A 16,722-nucleotide genomic window follows, 5' to 3' on the forward strand; every position below is an offset into this window, starting at 1 on the left:
TCAGCCCACGAAGGAGGAAATGCGCACGCCCTCCTGCTCGAAACGTTCGCGCAGGTGGCGTGCAATGGCCACGGCACCGGGGCTGTCGCCGTGCACGCAGATGGAGTCGGCGGCAATGCGCACCAGGCTGCCATCGACGGCCTCGACCACGCCGTCGCGCACCAGGGACAGCATGCGCGCGGCGATCTGGTCCACATCGTGCAGCACGGCGCCCGGATCGCGGCGCGAGACCAGGGTGCCCTCGGGCGTGTAGCCGCGGTCGGCAAAGGCCTCGGCCACCACGGTCAGGCCCGCATCGCGCGCCCAGTCGATCAGCGGCGAGCCGGCCAGCGCCACCAGCACCAGGCTGGGGTCGATGGCGCGCATGGCGGTGATCACATCGGTGGCCTGGCGCCTGTCGTGGGCGATGGTGTTGTAGAGCGCGCCGTGCGGCTTGACGTAGCGCACCTCGGTGCCGGCCACGCGGGCCAGGCCCTGCAGCGCACCGATCTGGTAGATGACGCCGGCCACCAGGTCGGCGCTGGCCACATCCATGTTGCGCCGGCCGAAGCCGACGAGGTCGGGATAGGACACATGGGCGCCGACGATGGCGCCGCGCGCGCGGGCGGCCTTGAGCGTCTCCAGGATGCCTGCCGGATCGCCGGCATGGAATCCGCAGGCCACGTTGGCGCTGCTGACGATATCGAGCATGGCGGCATCGTCGCCCATGCGCCATCCACCCAGGCTCTCGCCAAGATCACTGTTCAGGTCAATTTTCATCGTTCTCTCCTCGCCGGACTCGGTGCACAGGCTCTCAGTGCAGCTGGCCGGCGTTTTCCTTCAGATCCTGGGTCACGGTCAGGGCCGTGCGAATGGTCTCGCGCACGGCAGCCACCTGGTCGGCCAGGCACATGCTGGGCATGCCCGGCTTGCGCGCTGCCTGCTCGGGCAGGGCCGGCACGTGGATGAAGCCGCCACGCGCGCCCGGCGCCGCCTTGCCCTGGGCCAGCCAGTGCATGAGCGCGAAAAACACGTGGTTGCAGACAAAGGTGCCCGCCGTGTTGGACACGGAAGACGGAATGCCGCGCGCACGCAGGTTGTGCACCACGGCCTTGATGGGCAGCGTGGAAAAGTACGCGGCGGGCGCGCCCGGGATCACCACCTGGTCCACGGGCTGGCGCGCCGCATGGTCGGGAATGCGGGCGTCGTCGATATTGATGGCCACGCGCTCGGGCGTGAACTCGCTGCGGCCGCCGGCCAGGCCCAGGCTGATGACCAGCACCGGCTGCAGTTGCGCCAGCGCCTCCTGCAGCTGGCGCAGCGATTCGCCGAACACGCAGCGCAGCTGCAGGCCGTGGACGGTGGCGCCCTCCACGATCTCGCCATGCAGGGCACGCGCCACTTCCCACGAGGGATTGACAGGGTCCTGCTCGAACGGCTCGAAGCCGGTCACCAGGATGCGCGGGGAAGTGGAATCGGTCATGGCAACAGTCCGTCCTTTAACGGAACATCAGGAAATACATGAGGAAGACGTTGGCCGTCAACAGGGCCAGGGCCGTGGGCACCTGGGCGCGGATCACGGCATTCTTGTCGATCTCCAGCAGCGCGGCGGGCACCAGGTTGAAGTTGGCCGCCATGGGCGTCAGCAGGGTGCCGCAGTAGCCCGAGAGCATGCCGATGGCCGCCATCACGGCCGGGTCGCCATGGTAGACGCCCACCAGGATGGGCACGCCCACGCCGCCCGTCATCACGGGGAAGGCGGCAAAGCCGTTGCCCATGACCACGGTGAACAGCGCCATGCCCAGCACGTAGACGGCCACGGCCACGAAGCGGATGTCCATGTTGATATAGGTGGTGGTCACATAGGCCACGGCCTTGCCCACGCCGGCGTCCGAGAACACCAGGCCCAGCATGCCCAGCATCTGGGGCAGCACCAGGGCCCAGCCCAGCGCATCGGTCAGGCGGCGCGATTCGCGCATGCCCTGGGCCGGCGTCTCGCGGGTCAGCCAGCAGGCCAGGCCCAGCGCCAGCACGCAGCCCACGCCCAGGCTCACCAGCGTGGTGGCCTTGGGGTCCAGCAGGGGCGTGCCGCCGAAGACCAGGTGCGAGGCGCTGAGCGTGCCCACCATGGTGATCAGCGGAATCGCCAGGGCCGGCACGAACAGCTTGTTGCCCAGGCGCTTGGCGCTGGCCAGGTACTCGGCATCGCTGCGCGGCGCATGGCGGCCACTGCCCACGCCGCCGAAGCCGGCGATCAGGGCCATGGCCACGGCAATCACGCCCACCACCATGGGGGGCAGCTCATGGCCCACCAGGAAGACGGCCGCATACAGCGCCCAGAACAGGCCGCTGGACCAGCGCTTGGGATTGCTGGCATCGCGCAGCGTCATCACGGCCGTGACGGCCAGGACGAAGCCGACCAGGTAGTACAGGTGTTGGATGGTCAGCGTCATTTCAGGCTCCCTTGGCTTGGGTGGCGTTGGCGTTGGCTGCGTCAGCTTCGACACCGGCCTTGTACTGGGCCAGCTCGCGCTCGAGCATGCGGTCCAGGCGGCCCAGGCGCCAAGCGTGGATCACGAAGGCGCAGATGGCCGTGGGAATGCCCCACAGCGCCACGTGGATGGGCTCGACCTCGATGCCGGCTTCCTTCAGGAAGGTGGTCATCAGCACGATGGCGCCGAAGGCCACGAAGATGTCCTCGCCGAAGAACAGGCCCACGTTGTCCGTGGCGGCCGAGTAGGCGCGCAGCTTGTCACGCACCTTGGCGGGCAGGATGCCGAAGCGCGACTGGGTCGCACCTTCGGCCATGGGCGCCAGCAGCGGGCGCACCATCTGCGGATGCCCGCCCAGGCTGGTCAGGCCCACGGCGGCCGTCAGCTGGCGTGCGGCCAGGTAGACGATGAGCAGGCGGCCTGCGGTGGCCGACTTGATGGAGCTGATCCAGTTCTGCGCGTGCTGGCGCAGGCCATGGCGCTCCAGCAGGCCGATCACGGCCAGCGGCAGCAGGATGATCAGCGGCAGGTTGCGCGTCTTGATGAAGCCCGTGCCAATGGTGGCCAGCACCTTGTCGACGGGGAAGCCCGCCGCCAGTGCCGTGCCGATGGCCGTGACGATCACGACCAGCATGGGATTGAAGCGCAGCACGAAGCCCGCAACGATGATGGCCACTCCGATAAGCGGCCAGAGATTGACGTCAGTCAGCATGTTGATTCCCCCTTCACACCCCGCGGTGCGGGGCGGCCGTCAAGCCGCCCCGCAGGCCCAACCCGGTGGCGTGGAGTGCGCTGCCAACCTGGTTTTGTTCAACAAAACAAAGAATTTGTCTTACAGAAACGAATTGTGAATAAGACAATCAGCGCATGCTGATAGTACAAACCCGCATATCGTTGCCCAGGGATTGAGCACGCACGGGTTTTTCAAATGTCAAAAACTATCGAATATTGAACATCCATAGAAGGCATGAACACAACAATGCCCCTGCCCCGGTATCGCCTGTGACGAGGCCGCCTCCTACAATGGGCCGCCCTCCCGGCCTGCGGCGCACGCGTGGCAGTCGGCGTGAATGGCACCTTCCTGCTCCCATCCCTTTTGTCCGAGCTCTGAATCCATGCAACGCCGTCAACTTGTTTCCCTGCTTCCCCGTGCTGCAGCCATCGCAGCGGTTCCCGCGCTGGCGCCGGCCTTCGTGCGCAATGCCTTCGCCGATGAGGCAGGCCTGTCCGCCAAGACCATCACCATCGGCTGCTCGGCCGCCATGAGCGGCCCGCTGGCCGGGTTCGGCTCCGACATCAAGCTGGGCACGGAAGCGGCCATGGCGCAGATCAACGCACGGGGCGGCATCCAGGGCCGCACGCTGCAGCTGCAGATGGTTGACGACGGCTACGTGCCCCAGCGCACGGCCGACAACGTGCGGCAGATGCTCTCCAAGGGCACGGCCTTTGCCCTGCTGTCCTGCGTGGGCACGCCCAACAACGCCGCCGTCATCCCGCTGATCGAGGAAGCCGGCGTTCCCTATGTGGCGCCCTTCACGGGCGCCTCGTCGCTGCGCAAGGCATCGCGCAACGTCTTCCATGTGCGCGCCAGCTACACCACCGAGGTCCGCCGCCTGGTCCAGCGCCTTGCGGGCATGGGGCTCAAGGGCATTGGCATCGTCTACCTGGACAACGCCTACGGCCGCGAAATGCTGGAGGACGCCACGCACGCCCTGGAGGCCGAGAAGATGGCTCCCGCCGTGCAGGCGGCCATCGCCACCGATGGCAAGAATCTGGCCGATGTGTTGAACAAAGTGGACGCGGCCCACCCCTCGGCCGTGCTGCTGGCCACGGCTGGCACGGTGTCGGTCGATCTGGTGCGCGGCCTGCGCAAGAGCGCGCCCGGCGTGCTGCTCACCGGCCTGAGCGTGACCCTGCCCAACGACAGCCTCAAGCCGCTGGGCGAGGACGCCCGGGGCATTGCCCTGACCATGGTCGTTCCCGCGCCGCACCAGGCCAAGCTGCAGGTGGTGCGCGACTACCAGGCCGCCATGCGAGCCCACGGGCAGCAGGAGTTCTCGCTGGGCACGCTGGAAGCCTATGTGAACACACGCGTGCTGGCCGAGGGCCTGGAACGCGCAGGCCGCGACCCCAGCCAGGCCAAGCTGCGCTCGGCGCTGGCCGGCATCCGCAACTGGGACATGGGCGGCTTCGTCATCGACTACAGCGGCCAGGCGCCCCATGTCGGCTCCAGCTTCATCGACCTGGGCGTGCTGGGCAATGCGGGGCGCTTCATCGGTTGATGAAGGCGGGTGGCTTGCGGGCCAGGCCGCTGGCGGATCGGCCCATCGTTTCTTCCTGTCGCTGCACCAAGGAGCCTTCGCCATGCCTGCCGAACGTCACCCACTTCCGCACCCCGCCTTGCACCCTGCCTTGCACCCTGCTGCACATCCCGCCTCCCACCGGGGCCTGCAGCGCCGCCTGCTCATCGTGGCAGCGGCTGCCCTGCCCGGTCTTGCGCTGGCGCAGAAATGGCCTGCACAGCCCGTGCGCATCGTCGTGCCCTACACGGCCGGAGGCGGCTCGGACAACATCGCCCGCGCGCTGGGCACGGAGCTGTCGCGCGAACTGGGCCAGCCCGTGGTCGTGGACAACAAGCCCGGCGCCTCGGCCATGCTGGGCGCCGAGCTGGTGGCACGCGCCGCGCCCGACGGCTACACGCTGCTCCTGGCCGACATGCCGCACACCATCACACCCAGTCTCTACAAGACACCGTACGACGCGCTCAAGGACTTCACGCCCGTGGCCCTGATCGGCTCCTCGCCGCTGGTGCTGGCCGTCAACCCCAAGCTCAAGGCGCAAAGCGTGAAGGAATACATCGCGATGGCCCGGGCCCGGCCCGGCCAGATCAACTTCGCCTCGGGCGGCACGGGCACGGCCACGCATCTGGCAGGCGAGCTTTTCAAGCAGCAGACGGACACCTTCATCACCCACATTCCCTACAAGGGCTCGGGCCAGGCCGTCGCCGACGTGGTGGCCGGCCATACCGAGAGCATGTTCTCCTCGGCCCCCACCGTGATTCCCCATATCAAAAGCGGCGCGCTGCGCGCCCTGGCCACCACGGGTGCCCAGCGCTCGCCGGCCCTGCCCCAGGTGCCCACGATGGCCGAAAGCGGCGTGCGCGGCCTCACCGTGCTGCACTGGTTCGGCCTGCTGGCGCCTGCCCGGTTGCCCCCCGGCATACAGACCGCGCTGCACGATGCCGTGGCCCGCGCCATGGCCACGCCCCCGCTGCAGGCCAAGCTGCAGTCCCTGGGGCTGGAACTAACGCCCCGCACTGCGGCGGAGTTCGGCGCCCAGATGGAGACCGACGCCGCACGCTGGGCCCGCGTCATCAAGGAACGCAACATCAAGGCGGACTGAATGCCCTCCCTGCACCATCACCACGACGCCGTGGACCTGCGCAGCGACACCGTCACACGCCCCACGCCGCAGATGCTTGAAGCCATGGCCTGCGCCCCGCTGGGCGACGACGGCCTGGACGGCGACCCGACGGTGCGTGCGCTGGAAGAGACGGCGGCCCAGCGCTTTGGCAAGGCCGCAGGCCTGTTCGTGGCCAGCGGCACCATGGGCAACCTCGTGGCCGTGCTCGCCCATGGCCGCATGCCCGGCGAGGTGCTGGCCGAGGCCGGCAGCCATCTGCTGAACGCCGAGCGCGCAGCCGCGGGCCTGACCGGCATGCACTACCGCAGCCTGCCCGGCGACGGTGGCCTGATCGCCCTGCCCGCGCTGGAGGCGGCGCTGGACACCTCGGCATCCGCGCGCTGCCCCAGCGCCCTCGTGGCCGTGGAGAACACCCACAACGCACGGGGCGGCAGCGTGGCGGCGCCCGAATCGCTGGCGGCCCTGCATGCCCTGGCCGCCCGCCATGGCGTGCCCGTGCACACCGATGGCGCACGCCTGTTCAATGCCGCCGTGGCACTGGGCCTGTCCTGCCGCGAGATCGCCGCGCACACGGACTCGGTCACCGTCTGCCTGTCCAAGGGCTTGTCGGCTCCGGTGGGCTCGGTGCTCATGGGCCCGGCCGACTTCATCACGCGGGCGCGCGGCATACGGCGCATGCTGGGCGGCACCATGCGCCAGGCCGGCGTGATCGCGGCGGCGGGCCTGGTGGCGCTGGAGCACATGGTCGATCGCCTGGCCGAGGACCACGCACGCGCCCGCCGCCTGCACCAGGGCCTGCGCGCCATCCACCCGGCATGGTGCGCGGCCGAACTGCCGCAGACCAACATCGTGCAGGTGCGCGTGGGCACCAGCGCGGCCGATGCGCGCCTTTGGGAGGCACGCCTGGCCGAAGCCGGCGTGCTGGTGCGCACGGGCAGCGCAGGCCTGCTGCGCCTGGTCACGCACCGCCACATTGACGACAAGGCCGTGGACAGCACCCTGCAGGCCTTCACGCGACTGCACCACGACAACTGAGCACCGCGCGAGGCCGGAAGGAGTGCCGGCCCTGGCTACACTGCCCATCGACCCTTGCATCCCCCATCACCATGACCCGCAGCACCGATATCCTCAACCTGACCGACCGCGTGACCGAGCAGCTGCGCAGCAAGCTCATCGATGGTGCCTGGGAGCCCGGGCAAAAGCTGTCGGAGGCCTCACTCAGCGAAAGCCTGCAGATCTCGCGCAACACGCTGCGCGAGGCCTTCCGGCTGCTGACCAAGGAGGGGCTGCTGGTGCACGAGCCCAACAAGGGCGTGTCGGTGGCGGCGCCCAGCATCGCCTCCATCATCGACATCTACCGCGTGCGCCGCATGGTGGAGTGCCAGGCGCTGGCCCAGGCCTATCCCATGCACCCGGCGCGCAGCCTGATGCGCGAAGCCGTGGAGGCAGCGCAGCGCCACCGCGAGGCCCAGGACTGGTCGGGCGTGGGCACGGCCAACATGAGTTTCCACAAGGCCGTGGTGCAGCTGGCCGACAGCGAGCGCCTGGACACCATGTTCGAGCATCTGCTGGCCGAGCTGCGGCTGGCCTTCGGCCTGCTGCGCGACCCGCACTTCCTGCATGCCCCCTATGTGGACATGAATGCGCGCATCCTGCAGCAATTCGAGGACGGCAAGCCGGCCGAGGCCGCTGCCGCGCTCAATGACTACCTGGTGCATTCGGAGCGGCTGATCCTCGCCGCCTACGCCCGCCGCCTGGCTGAGAAGGGCATCAAGGTGTGAAAACAATAGACACCCCCTGAGGCGCTTACGCGCCTTCCCCCTCTCTACTCGCTTCGCGAGGGAGGGGGACGACACCCTCGGTGCGGGGCGGCCCTACCTCGGTGTCCCTGGCTTTGGGCAGCGCCGATTTCATAGGCAGTGTTCAGCGCACAGCACTGGCTCGCATTCAACGCCGTGCGTCCAGGCTCCAGCGCGCCACGGGCGCCAGCATCAGTTGCACGAATCCCCCGGCGATCGCCAGGTTCTTCAGGAACTGCACCAGCTGGCCCTTGTCGCCGAACTGGTTGTGGAACATCAGCGCCGACATGACGCTGAACACGGCCATCACGGCCGCGGCCTCGCGGGTGCGCCAGCCCAGCAGCAGGGCCGTGGCCACGCCCAGCTCCACCACCAGCGCCATGGCATACGACAGCATGGGCAGCGGCAGGCCCGCCTTGGCGATATAGGCCATGGTGCCCTCCGGCCCCATCAGCTTGCCGATGCCGCTGTAGATGAACAGCAGGCTCAGCAGCACCCGGGCCAGCAGCGGTGCGAAGTCGGCCCAGGGCGATGCTGCGGCGTGGGCAGCGCGATGCGTGGCGGCGCGCGTCATCGCATCAGCCCGGGACACGGCCGGAACCCTGGCCTTCTGCCGCCTTCACCGAGCCGCCCAGGCGCTGCACTTCGGCCAGGTACTCGGGGCCGCTGCGCATGCGCTGGTACTGGGCCAGGCGCTGCTGGTAGTCGGCATCCCAGTGGTTCACGTCGGACTCGCGGTAGACGTTGAGGCCGGCGCGGTTCCACAGGGCCAGGTCGGCCTGCACTTCGGCGCGCGACAGCGCGGGGCCGGAGGCGACGGGCTCGGCGCCGAACCAGGTTTCTGCAGATACCGTGGCGGCCGGTGCAGCCGAGGCCATGCCCGACCACAAGGCGGAGGAAAGGGAAACGATGGCGAAGAGGGTCTTTGCGTGCTTCATGGCGAATCCTTTGTCAAATCCTGCAGCGCGTGATTGCGTTCTGCATGGCTGCAGTCTCGTCTTCGCCCGCCTGCACGTCAGTGCCTAAACGCACAGCTTTGCGCAAACTCTCCGGTTCCCGCGCTCACTGTCCACGCTCACTGTCCACGCTCACCATCCACGCTCACGGCCACTGCAGGCCGGGTCGCGCCACATGCAGGGCCTGCAAGGGCTCGGAGCGCCCGCGCACCTGCACCTGCCGGACTTCGCCCAGGCCATCGGCCACGCCCGCGCGGCGCGCCACCTCCAGCGACAGCACCAGCCGGGCCTGGGCGCTCTTGGTGTATTCCTGCAGGCGGCTGGCCGTGTTGACCACCTCGCCCACGGCCGTGAAGGTGGTGGTGTGCTCGAAGCCCACGCGCCCCACGGCGGCGCGCCCCGCATGCAGGCCCATGCCGAAATCCACCGGCTGGCCGAACTGCGCCTCAAAGGTGTGGCTCCATTCCTGCATGCGCCGGTCGATGAGGGCGCTGGCCTGCACGGCCTGGCAGCAGGCCGTGTCCAGGTCGGTGTCCAGGCCGAAGATGGCCATCACGCTGTCGCCGATGAACTGGTTGGCCATGCCGCCGCTGTCGTGCACGGCCTGGCCCACGCGCTCGAAATACTGGTCCAGCACCCAGGACAGGTCCACGGGCCATTGCCGCTCGGCCAGGCCCGACCAGCGGCGCAGGTCCACGAACAGGATGGCCACCGCGCGCACTTCGCGGACCTCGCGCTGCTCGTCACCTCGCCCGGCCTGGGCGGCTGCCGGCGAGCGGAACAGCGGCGCCACCTGCACATCGCCCGTGGGCCGCAGCTGGCAGGCCAGCCGCACGTCCTGCGGCGCGCCCACGCGCTCCAGCGTGAGGCGCTCGTCCCGCCCCGGCGCAGGCAGGTGGGCCGCCGGGCCGGACACGCGCACCCGGCAGGTGGAGCAACGCGCCCTGCCGCCGCACAGCGACAAATGGGCAATGCCATGCTCGCGGCTGGCTTCGAGCACGCTCATGCCCTGGGCCACCTGCACGGTGCGGCCCGGATAGTGCAGCAGCACCTGGCGGGCGCCGCGCAGGCGCATGCGCCGCCACAGCCAGGGGCCGGCCAGCAGCGCGGCCAGGCAGGCCAGCCAGCCCTGGCGCAGCCCGGCCGTCAGCGCGCGCAGCCACTGCGATGCCTCGGGCGAGGGGCCGGCCGGCACTGGCAGGCCGGCCGCCGCGATCTCGCGCGCCATGGAGACGATGCCCAGCGCCGCCAGCACGGGCAGCAGCACGGCGGCCGTGAGCAGCAGCGGCTGCCAGCGCCCCCACCAGCCGCGCGCACGCAGGGCCATGTGCAGGCCCATGCAGCCATGGGTCCAGGCGGCCGTCATCAGCAGCAGCTGGATGGACATGCTGGACGGATTCCAGGAAGAACGCACGATGCGCGCATACGAGGGGTCCACGCCCCAGGCCTCCTGCGCCAGCCGCGTGGCCGGCACGTGCAGGGCCAGCAGCAGCGGCAGGCCCAGTCCCAGCAGCAGCCGCACGGCCTCCAGCGCCGGCATGCGCAGGCTGCGCCGCCGCGCGAGCGCCTGCAGCGCCAGCCCCATGTGCACGGCCAGCGCGCCGTAGAGCAGCAGGCTGCCGGGCAGGGATCGCCACACGCCGTGGACCAGCTCGCGCACGGCCTCGGCCGTGCCCAGCGAGACCAGGCCCAGGGCGTGATTGAACAGGTGCAGCGCCGCATAGGTCCACAGCACCAGGCCGGTGGACCAGTGGAGGCTGCGCAGGGACGGCAGAGCCGGATGAGGGACACGGGCCATGGAAAGCGATGATGCGCCCGACGGCGGAAGAAGACAGGAGAAGACCGGAAGAACGGCAGCTTGAAGGAACTTAGGCCGGGCCTGGCCGATCCAGAATCTTTGTACCTTACGCCCGCTATTGGTTCCATGGCCCACCCCACCCAGCCCTCCAGTTTCGCCCTGCGCGGCATCGCCCTGTTCGAGGGCCTGGGCAGCGCCAGCCTGGACCGCATCGCCGCCGACTGCGAATGGCGCCCGCTGCAGGCCCGCCAGCCCGTGTTCAGCCGCTGCTCCACGGGCAGCGACGTGTTCTTCCTGGTCAGCGGGCGCGTGCGCATCACCACCTATTCGCCGGGCGGGCGCGAGGTCAGCTTCCGCGACTACGGGCCCGGCGAGCACTTCGGCGACCTGGCGGCCATTGACGGCCAGGCCCGCTCCACCGACGTGGTCACCCTGGAATCCTCGCTGCTGGCCAGCCTCTCGCGCCAGGACTTCCTGGCCCTGCTGGCGCGCGAGCCCGCCGTTGCCCTGCGCATGATGGAAGGCCTGGCCGGCCTGGTGCGGCGGCTGACCGACCGCGTCATGGAGCTGAGCACCCTGGGCGTGCCCACGCGCCTGCACATGGAGCTGCTGCGCCTGGCCCGGGAGGCGGGCATCTCGCCCGAGCACACGGCCCTCATCAGCCCCGTGCCTTCGCACTCGGTGCTGGCCAGCAAGATCAGCACCAACCGCGAGCAGGTCACGCGCGAGCTGGGCGCCCTCACCCGGCGCGGCCTGCTGCGCAAGGAGGGACGCCAGGCGCTGCTGGTGACCGATGTGCGCGCGCTGCAGGCGCTGATAGCGCAGGAAAGCTAGGCGGACTCCATTCGCCAGCCCTGCGGCGACCACACCAGGCGGTCGGTCAGCCCGATGGCCTGCAGAAAATCCTCGTCATGCGAGACCACGACCAGCGTGCCGGCGTAGCCGCGCAGCATGGCCTCCAACGCCTGCAGGGAAGGCAGGTCCAGGTGGTTGCAGGGCTCGTCCAGCAGGAGCAGGGGCGCGGGCGGCTCGGCATGCAGCGCGCAGGCCAGGGCGGCCTTGAGCTGCTCGCCGCCGCTGAGCCGGCCCGCGGGCTGCTCCACCTGCCGGGCCGCCAGCCCGAGCCAGGCCAGGCGCGTGCGCAACACATCCACGGGGGTGCCGGGGCAGGCGTCCTGCAACTGCTCCATCACCGTGCGCCCGGGCTGCAACAGGGACAGGCGCTGGTCCAAGTAGGCACAGGCCTGCATGCGGCGCACCTCGCCCGCCTGGGGCGCAAGGCGGCCCGACAGCACATCCAGCAGGCGCGTCTTGCCGCAGCCGTTGGGACCGGTCACGGCCAGGCGCTGGCCGCCGTACAGAGACAGGTTCAGGCGCGGCCCCGTGGACAACGAAAACGGCAGCAGCACATCGTCCAGCAGCGCCACCACGTCGCAGGGAGCACCGGCCGGGGGCGGCGCCTGCATGCGGATGCCGGCCTGCAGGTCGATCTGGCGCGCCGCCTCGCGCACGCGCTGGTCCAGCGCCTCGCGCGTGTCTGCATGCTGGCGGCGCAGCCGGCCGGCCGACGCCTCGCTGCGCTCCTTTTGCCGGTCCAGCAGAATGCGCGCCTGGTTGGCCTCCTGGCCCTGGCGGCGGCCGCGCGCCTCGCGGCGCTGCTGGCGCTCCTGCTGCTCGCGCAGCTGCTGCGTTTCGCGGCGGCGCTCCAGCTTGCGCTGCTCCAGCAGTTGCACCGCCGAGGCCATCTCGCGCGCCTTGGCTTCGGCATAGAAGGCGTAGCCGCCGCCGTAGCTGCGCAGCCCCTGCGGCGACAGCTCCACGATGCGTTCCATGCCCTGCAGCAGACTGCGGTCATGGCTGACCACGACCAGGCCACCGGGCCAGCGCTGCAGTTGCGCGGCCAGGGCCTGGCGGCTTTCGCGGTCCAGGTGGTTGCTGGGCTCGTCCAGCACCAGATGGTCGGCGCCCGACAGCAGCGCGCCCGCCAGGGCCACGCGCATGGCCTCGCCGCCGCTGAGGGCGTGGCCCGGCGTATCGGCACGCAGATGGCCCAGGCCCGCCAGCTCCAGCTGGGCCTGCAGGCGCTGGCGCAGATCCCAGCGGTCGGCCAGCCGCTCGAAGTCCCGGGTATCGCAGCTGCCGCCCTCGATGCGCGCCAGCGCCTCCAGCGCGGGCTGCAGCCCGGCCAGCGCCGCCACCGAAGGCTGGTCGTGCCAGTCCGTGCGCTGGGCCAGGTACAGCACCTGCCCCGAGCGCAGGCAGCGGCCCTGCGAGGGCGCATCCAGCCCGGCCAGGATGCGCGCCAGCCGCGACTTGCCCACGCCGTTGCGCCCCACCAGGCCGGTGCGGCGGTGGTCGAGGGTTTCGGAAAGATCGGAGAAAAGGGGGCTGCCATCGGGCAGCACGCAGGAAACGCCGTCGAGCGTGATCGTGGTATTCGTCATATCGCAGTTCATGGATGCCAACGCAGTTCCTTGCCGCTTTGCATGCATTGCGCGTGCGGTGGGCAGGGTCGGGAAAAGCGGGCCGCTGGGACAGCGGCAGCATCAATGGCGCATGGGACGAATACCTCCTGCAATGGCGAACGAAACCGCCATTATAGAAATCATGGGACGGACATGCTGGCCGTGCCGGAGGGGGCGCCACCGGCGCCATCGGCGCCAAGGGGGCCGGCATGCGCACCTGCGTTTGCACGCGGCGGCTCGGGTCCGGTGGGCCCGGCCTGCCGCTTAGGGGCTGCAGGCGCCGATGGCGCGCAAGGGTTTGAAGACTGTGCCGGCGGGCGGCCCTGAAAGCACAGGGCGTTGAGCGCGATCCAGAGAGGCATGGTTCAGGTTCCGGGGTCGGCAGCGGGCGGCGGCCGGCGCGCGCTGCCGCGCGGCCCGGCGATGCGCCGCTGCCATTCAAGGACGAAGACGAAGAAGACGGGCACGAAGAACACGGCCAGCACCGTGCCGCTGACCATGCCGCCGAACACGCCCGTGCCGATGGCGTGCTGGGTCTCGGCGCTGGCGCCCGATGCCAGCATCAGCGGCACCACGCCCAGCGCAAAGGCCAGCGAGGTCATGAGGATGGGCCGCAGCCGCAGGCGCGCGGCCTTGATGGCGGCCTCGCGCAGGTCCTGGCCTTCCTCGCGCAGTTGCTTGGCGAACTCCACGATCAGGATGGCGTTCTTGGCCGACAGGCCGATGATGGTGATCAGCCCCACCTTGAAGAACACATCGTTGGGCATGCCGCGCAGCAGCACGGCCGCCACCGCGCCCAGCAGGCCCAGGGGCACGACCAGCATCACCGACAGCGGGATGGACCAGCTCTCGTACAGCGCGGCCAGCACCAGGAAGACCACCAGCATGGACAGGGCCATGAGCAGCGGCGCCTGCGCGGCCGACTGGCGCTCCTGCAGCGACTGGCCGGTCCAGGCCACGGCAAAGCCGGGCGGCAGCTGGGCCGCCAGCCGCTCCATCTCGGCCATGGCCGCGCCGCTGGACGTGCCGGGCGCAGGCGTGCCCGAGATGCGCGACGCCAGGAAGCCCTGGTAGCGCACCAGCTGCAGCGGCGTCTCCGACCACACGGGCGTGGCGAACTCGGCCAGGGGCACCATGCCGCCCGAGGCATTGCGCACATTCAGCCGGAGCACGTCATCGACCTGCATGCGCGCGGGCGCGTCGGCCTGCACGATGACCTGCTGCATGCGTCCGGCGTTGGGGAAGTCGTTGACGTACAGCGAGCCCATGGCCGTGGACAGCGTCTCGCTGATGGCGGCAAAGCCCACGCCCAGGGCCTGGGCCTTCTGGCGGTCGATCTCCAGCCGCACGCTGGTACCCGAGGGCAGGCTGTCCTGGTAGGCCGAGCCCAGCACGCTGCTGCTGCCGGCCAGCGTCAGCAACTGGTCGGTGGCCGACTTGAGCGCGGCATGGCCCTGGCCCGTGCGGTCCTGCAGGTACATGGTGAAGCCCGAGGAGGTGCCCAGCTCGTCGATGGCCGGGGGCTGCAGCACCATGATGGCGCCCTCGGGCGCGTGTTCCATGGCCTTTTGCGCGAGCGAGACTTCCTCGCCCGCCGTGGCGCCGTCGCGCTGGTCCCAGTCCTTGAGCGTGGTGAAGGCCATGGCCGCGTTCGGGCCCGAGCCCGCGAAGCTGAAGCCCAGCACCGAGATGCTGGAGGCGATGCCGGGGCGCTGCGCCACATGCTCCTCATAGCGCTTGACCACGTCCAGCGTGCGCTCGGCCGTGGCATCGGCCGGCAGCTGGATGGACGCCATGAAGTAGCCCTGGTCCTCCTCGGGCAGAAAGGCCGAGGGCAGCTGGCGCAGCGCAAACACCAGGATGGCCACGATGGCCGCGAACAGCAGCATCATGCGGCCCGTGCGCCGGACCAGGCCCGTGACATGGGCCTCGTAGCGGTTCGTCAGCCGCTCGAAGCCGCGGTTGAACCAGCCGAAGAAGCCCTTCTTCTCGTGGTGGCCCGCCGCCACCGGCTTGAGCAAGGTGGCGCACAGCGCCGGCGTCAGGCTCAGGGCCAGGAAGGCCGAGAACAGGATGGACACGGCCATGGACAGCGTGAACTGCTGGTAGATCACGCCCACCGAGCCGCTGGCGAACGCCATGGGAATGAACACCGCCGTCAGCACCAGGGTGATGCCGACGATGGCGCCCGTGATCTCCTTCATGGCCTTGAGCGTGGCATCGCGCGGCGACAGGCCTTCCTCGGCCATGAGGCGCTCCACGTTCTCCACCACGACGATGGCGTCGTCCACGATGATGCCGATGGCCAGCACCATGCCGAACATGGTCAGCACGTTGATGGAAAAGCCCGCCACCAGCATCACGGCGAAGGTGCCCAGCAGCGCCACGGGCGCCACGATGGCCGGGATCAGCGTGTAGCGCAGGTTCTGCAGGAACAGGTACATCACCAGGAAGACCAGCACCATGGCCTCGACCAGGGTCTGCACCACCTTCTCGATGGAGATCTTGACGAAGGGCGCGGTATTGAACGAGATGGTGTGCTCCATGCCCCTCGGCAGGATGGAGGCCAGCTCGGCCATGCGCTTTTGCACGGCGGCGGCCGTGCGCACGGCATTGGCGCCCGGCGACAGCTGCACGGCGGCGCTGGTGGCGGGCTTGCCATCCTCGCGGTTGGAGAAGGCATAGGACTGCGCGCCCAGCTCCACGCGCGCCACGTCGCCCAGCACCAGGCGGGAGCCGTCGGCATGGGCGCGCAGCACGATGGCCGCGAACTGCTCGGGCGAGGTCAGCTGGCCCTGCACGGTGAGCGGCGTGGTCACGCGCTGGCCCGGGGCGATGGGCGCATCGCCCACGCGGCCCGGGGCGATCTGCATGTTCTGCTGCTGGATGGCCTGGGTGAGGTCGCCCATGGACAGCCCGTAGGAGATCAGCTTGGCCGGATCGACCCAGACGCGCATGGCGCGCTCGGTGCCGAACAGCTGCACGCGGCCCACGCCCTCGATGCGCCGCAGTTCCTCGACGATATTGCGCGCCATGTAGTCATTGAGTGCCAGCTCGTCGAACTCGCCGCCCGGCGAGATCAGGCCCACCAGCAGCAGAAAGCTCGACGTGGCCGACTCCACCTGCAGGCCGTTCTGGCGCACGGCCTGCGGCAGGCGCGGCTCCACGGCCTTGATGCGGTTTTGCACATCCACCTGGGCCAGCTCGGGGTTGGTGCCAGGTTTGAAGGTGGCCTTGATCTCGGCCGAGCCCGAGGTGTCCACCGAGGACTCGAAGTACAGCAGGTGGCGGACGCTGGACAGCTCGCGCTCGATCAGCGAGACCACGGAATCATTGAGCGTCTTGGGCGTGGCACCCGGATAGGTGGCATACAGGCTCACCGTGGGCGGCGCCACCGTGGGATAGCGCGAGATCGGCAATTGCGGAATGGCAAGCACACCCAGCAGCACGATGAACAACGCGATGACCCAGGCAAAGACGGGCCGGTGAATGAAGAACTGTGGCATGGACGCGAGGTCTGGTTTTCAATGCACGCCAGGGCGCGCTGCGGAAAAAATACGGCGCCTGGCGCCGATACATCTGAGGGGCCATCCGGATGCAAATCCAGATTGCCAGGAGGCATGGGGATGGAGGAAACTCCTGCCGGTGCGGCTTCGGCCTGCGGCGTGTTGCCGCCAGGGCCATTCATCCATGGAGCCGCTGCAAAGCTAACAGCTCTCCCACCCGCTCATACGGCATTGCCGCTGTGACTTCATATTCAGGGATTTGTTTCGCATGCCGGCCAATTGCGGCGGCACAGGGAAACAGCTT

The 16,722-nt window shown here is 69.5% G+C and carries 14 protein-coding genes; 5 read left to right on the forward strand and 9 right to left on the reverse strand.

Annotated features, from left to right (window positions below; all coding sequences use genetic code 11):
• From DA1_RS10240 to DA1_RS10255, 4 genes are read right to left on the reverse strand one after another with little or no spacing between them, the layout of a single operon-like run.
• The gene (locus DA1_RS10240; protein WP_034397115.1) at positions 1-759 is read right to left on the reverse strand and encodes a LamB/YcsF family protein; all 759 of its coding nucleotides are present in this window, start codon (positions 757-759) and stop codon (positions 1-3) included.
• Between the two features lie 34 nt (positions 760-793).
• Positions 794-1,462 carry a pyroglutamyl-peptidase I gene (pcp, locus tag DA1_RS10245; protein ID WP_034397116.1) on the reverse strand — a complete coding sequence of 223 codons (669 nt, stop codon included), beginning with the start codon at positions 1,460-1,462 and terminating at the stop codon, positions 794-796.
• Between the two features lie 16 nt (positions 1,463-1,478).
• Positions 1,479-2,432: a DUF979 domain-containing protein gene (locus tag DA1_RS10250; RefSeq protein WP_016454392.1), complete on the reverse strand. Its 954-nt coding sequence runs from the start codon at positions 2,430-2,432 to the stop codon at positions 1,479-1,481.
• 1 nt (position 2,433) lies between these two features.
• A complete protein-coding gene (locus DA1_RS10255) occupies positions 2,434-3,183 on the reverse strand; it encodes a DUF969 domain-containing protein (RefSeq protein WP_034397117.1) in 750 nt (249 codons plus the stop codon).
• Positions 3,184-3,586: 403 nt separating this feature from the next.
• Between DA1_RS10255 and DA1_RS10260 the strand changes: the two genes are divergently transcribed.
• From DA1_RS10260 to DA1_RS10275, 4 genes are all read left to right on the forward strand, one after another.
• Complete coding sequence (locus DA1_RS10260; RefSeq protein ID WP_034397118.1) at positions 3,587-4,753, forward strand: ABC transporter substrate-binding protein; 1,167 nt, start codon at positions 3,587-3,589, stop codon at positions 4,751-4,753.
• Positions 4,754-4,835: 82 nt separating this feature from the next.
• Positions 4,836-5,873, forward strand: coding sequence for a tripartite tricarboxylate transporter substrate binding protein (locus DA1_RS10265; protein WP_174549381.1), 1,038 nt, complete (start codon positions 4,836-4,838; stop codon positions 5,871-5,873).
• Positions 5,874-6,929 (forward strand): threonine aldolase family protein, encoded by a 1,056-nt coding sequence (locus DA1_RS10270; RefSeq protein ID WP_034397121.1) that lies wholly within the window; start codon positions 5,874-5,876, stop codon positions 6,927-6,929.
• A gap of 71 nt (positions 6,930-7,000) precedes the next feature.
• Positions 7,001-7,675 (forward strand): GntR family transcriptional regulator, encoded by a 675-nt coding sequence (locus DA1_RS10275; RefSeq protein ID WP_012207532.1) that lies wholly within the window; start codon positions 7,001-7,003, stop codon positions 7,673-7,675.
• Between the two features lie 166 nt (positions 7,676-7,841).
• Here DA1_RS10275 and DA1_RS10280 read toward each other — a convergent pair whose 3' ends face one another.
• From DA1_RS10280 to DA1_RS10290, 3 genes are all read right to left on the reverse strand, one after another.
• Positions 7,842-8,285, reverse strand: a complete 444-nt coding sequence (locus tag DA1_RS10280; protein WP_227468487.1) for a DoxX family protein — start codon at positions 8,283-8,285, stop codon at positions 7,842-7,844.
• Positions 8,272-8,631 carry a DUF4148 domain-containing protein gene (locus DA1_RS10285; RefSeq protein WP_012207534.1) on the reverse strand — a complete coding sequence of 120 codons (360 nt, stop codon included), beginning with the start codon at positions 8,629-8,631 and terminating at the stop codon, positions 8,272-8,274. Before DA1_RS10285 ends, DA1_RS10280 begins: the two co-directional genes overlap by 14 nt.
• A 163-nt stretch (positions 8,632-8,794) precedes the next feature.
• Complete coding sequence (locus DA1_RS10290) at positions 8,795-10,447, reverse strand: adenylate/guanylate cyclase domain-containing protein (RefSeq protein ID WP_034397122.1); 1,653 nt, start codon at positions 10,445-10,447, stop codon at positions 8,795-8,797.
• A gap of 126 nt (positions 10,448-10,573) precedes the next feature.
• Here DA1_RS10290 and DA1_RS10295 point away from each other — a divergent pair, with 126 nt between their 5' ends.
• On the forward strand, positions 10,574-11,281 hold the full coding sequence (locus DA1_RS10295; protein ID WP_034397123.1) for a Crp/Fnr family transcriptional regulator: 708 nt from the start codon (positions 10,574-10,576) through the stop codon (positions 11,279-11,281).
• On the opposite strand, the gene DA1_RS10300 is transcribed toward DA1_RS10295, so the two are convergent.
• Together DA1_RS10300 and DA1_RS10305 are read right to left on the reverse strand one after the other, a co-directional pair.
• The gene (locus tag DA1_RS10300; RefSeq protein WP_034397124.1) at positions 11,278-12,903 is read right to left on the reverse strand and encodes an ABC-F family ATP-binding cassette domain-containing protein; all 1,626 of its coding nucleotides are present in this window, start codon (positions 12,901-12,903) and stop codon (positions 11,278-11,280) included. The genes DA1_RS10295 and DA1_RS10300 overlap by 4 nt on opposite strands.
• Before the next feature lie 374 nt (positions 12,904-13,277).
• Positions 13,278-16,418, reverse strand: a complete 3,141-nt coding sequence (locus tag DA1_RS10305) for a multidrug efflux RND transporter permease subunit (protein WP_034397125.1) — start codon at positions 16,416-16,418, stop codon at positions 13,278-13,280.
• Between the last annotated feature and the right edge of the window lie 304 nt (positions 16,419-16,722).

The sequence above is a fragment of the Delftia acidovorans NBRC 14950 genome, from assembly GCF_001598795.1.
In the GTDB taxonomy this organism is placed as follows: domain Bacteria; phylum Pseudomonadota; class Gammaproteobacteria; order Burkholderiales; family Burkholderiaceae_C; genus Comamonas; species Comamonas acidovorans.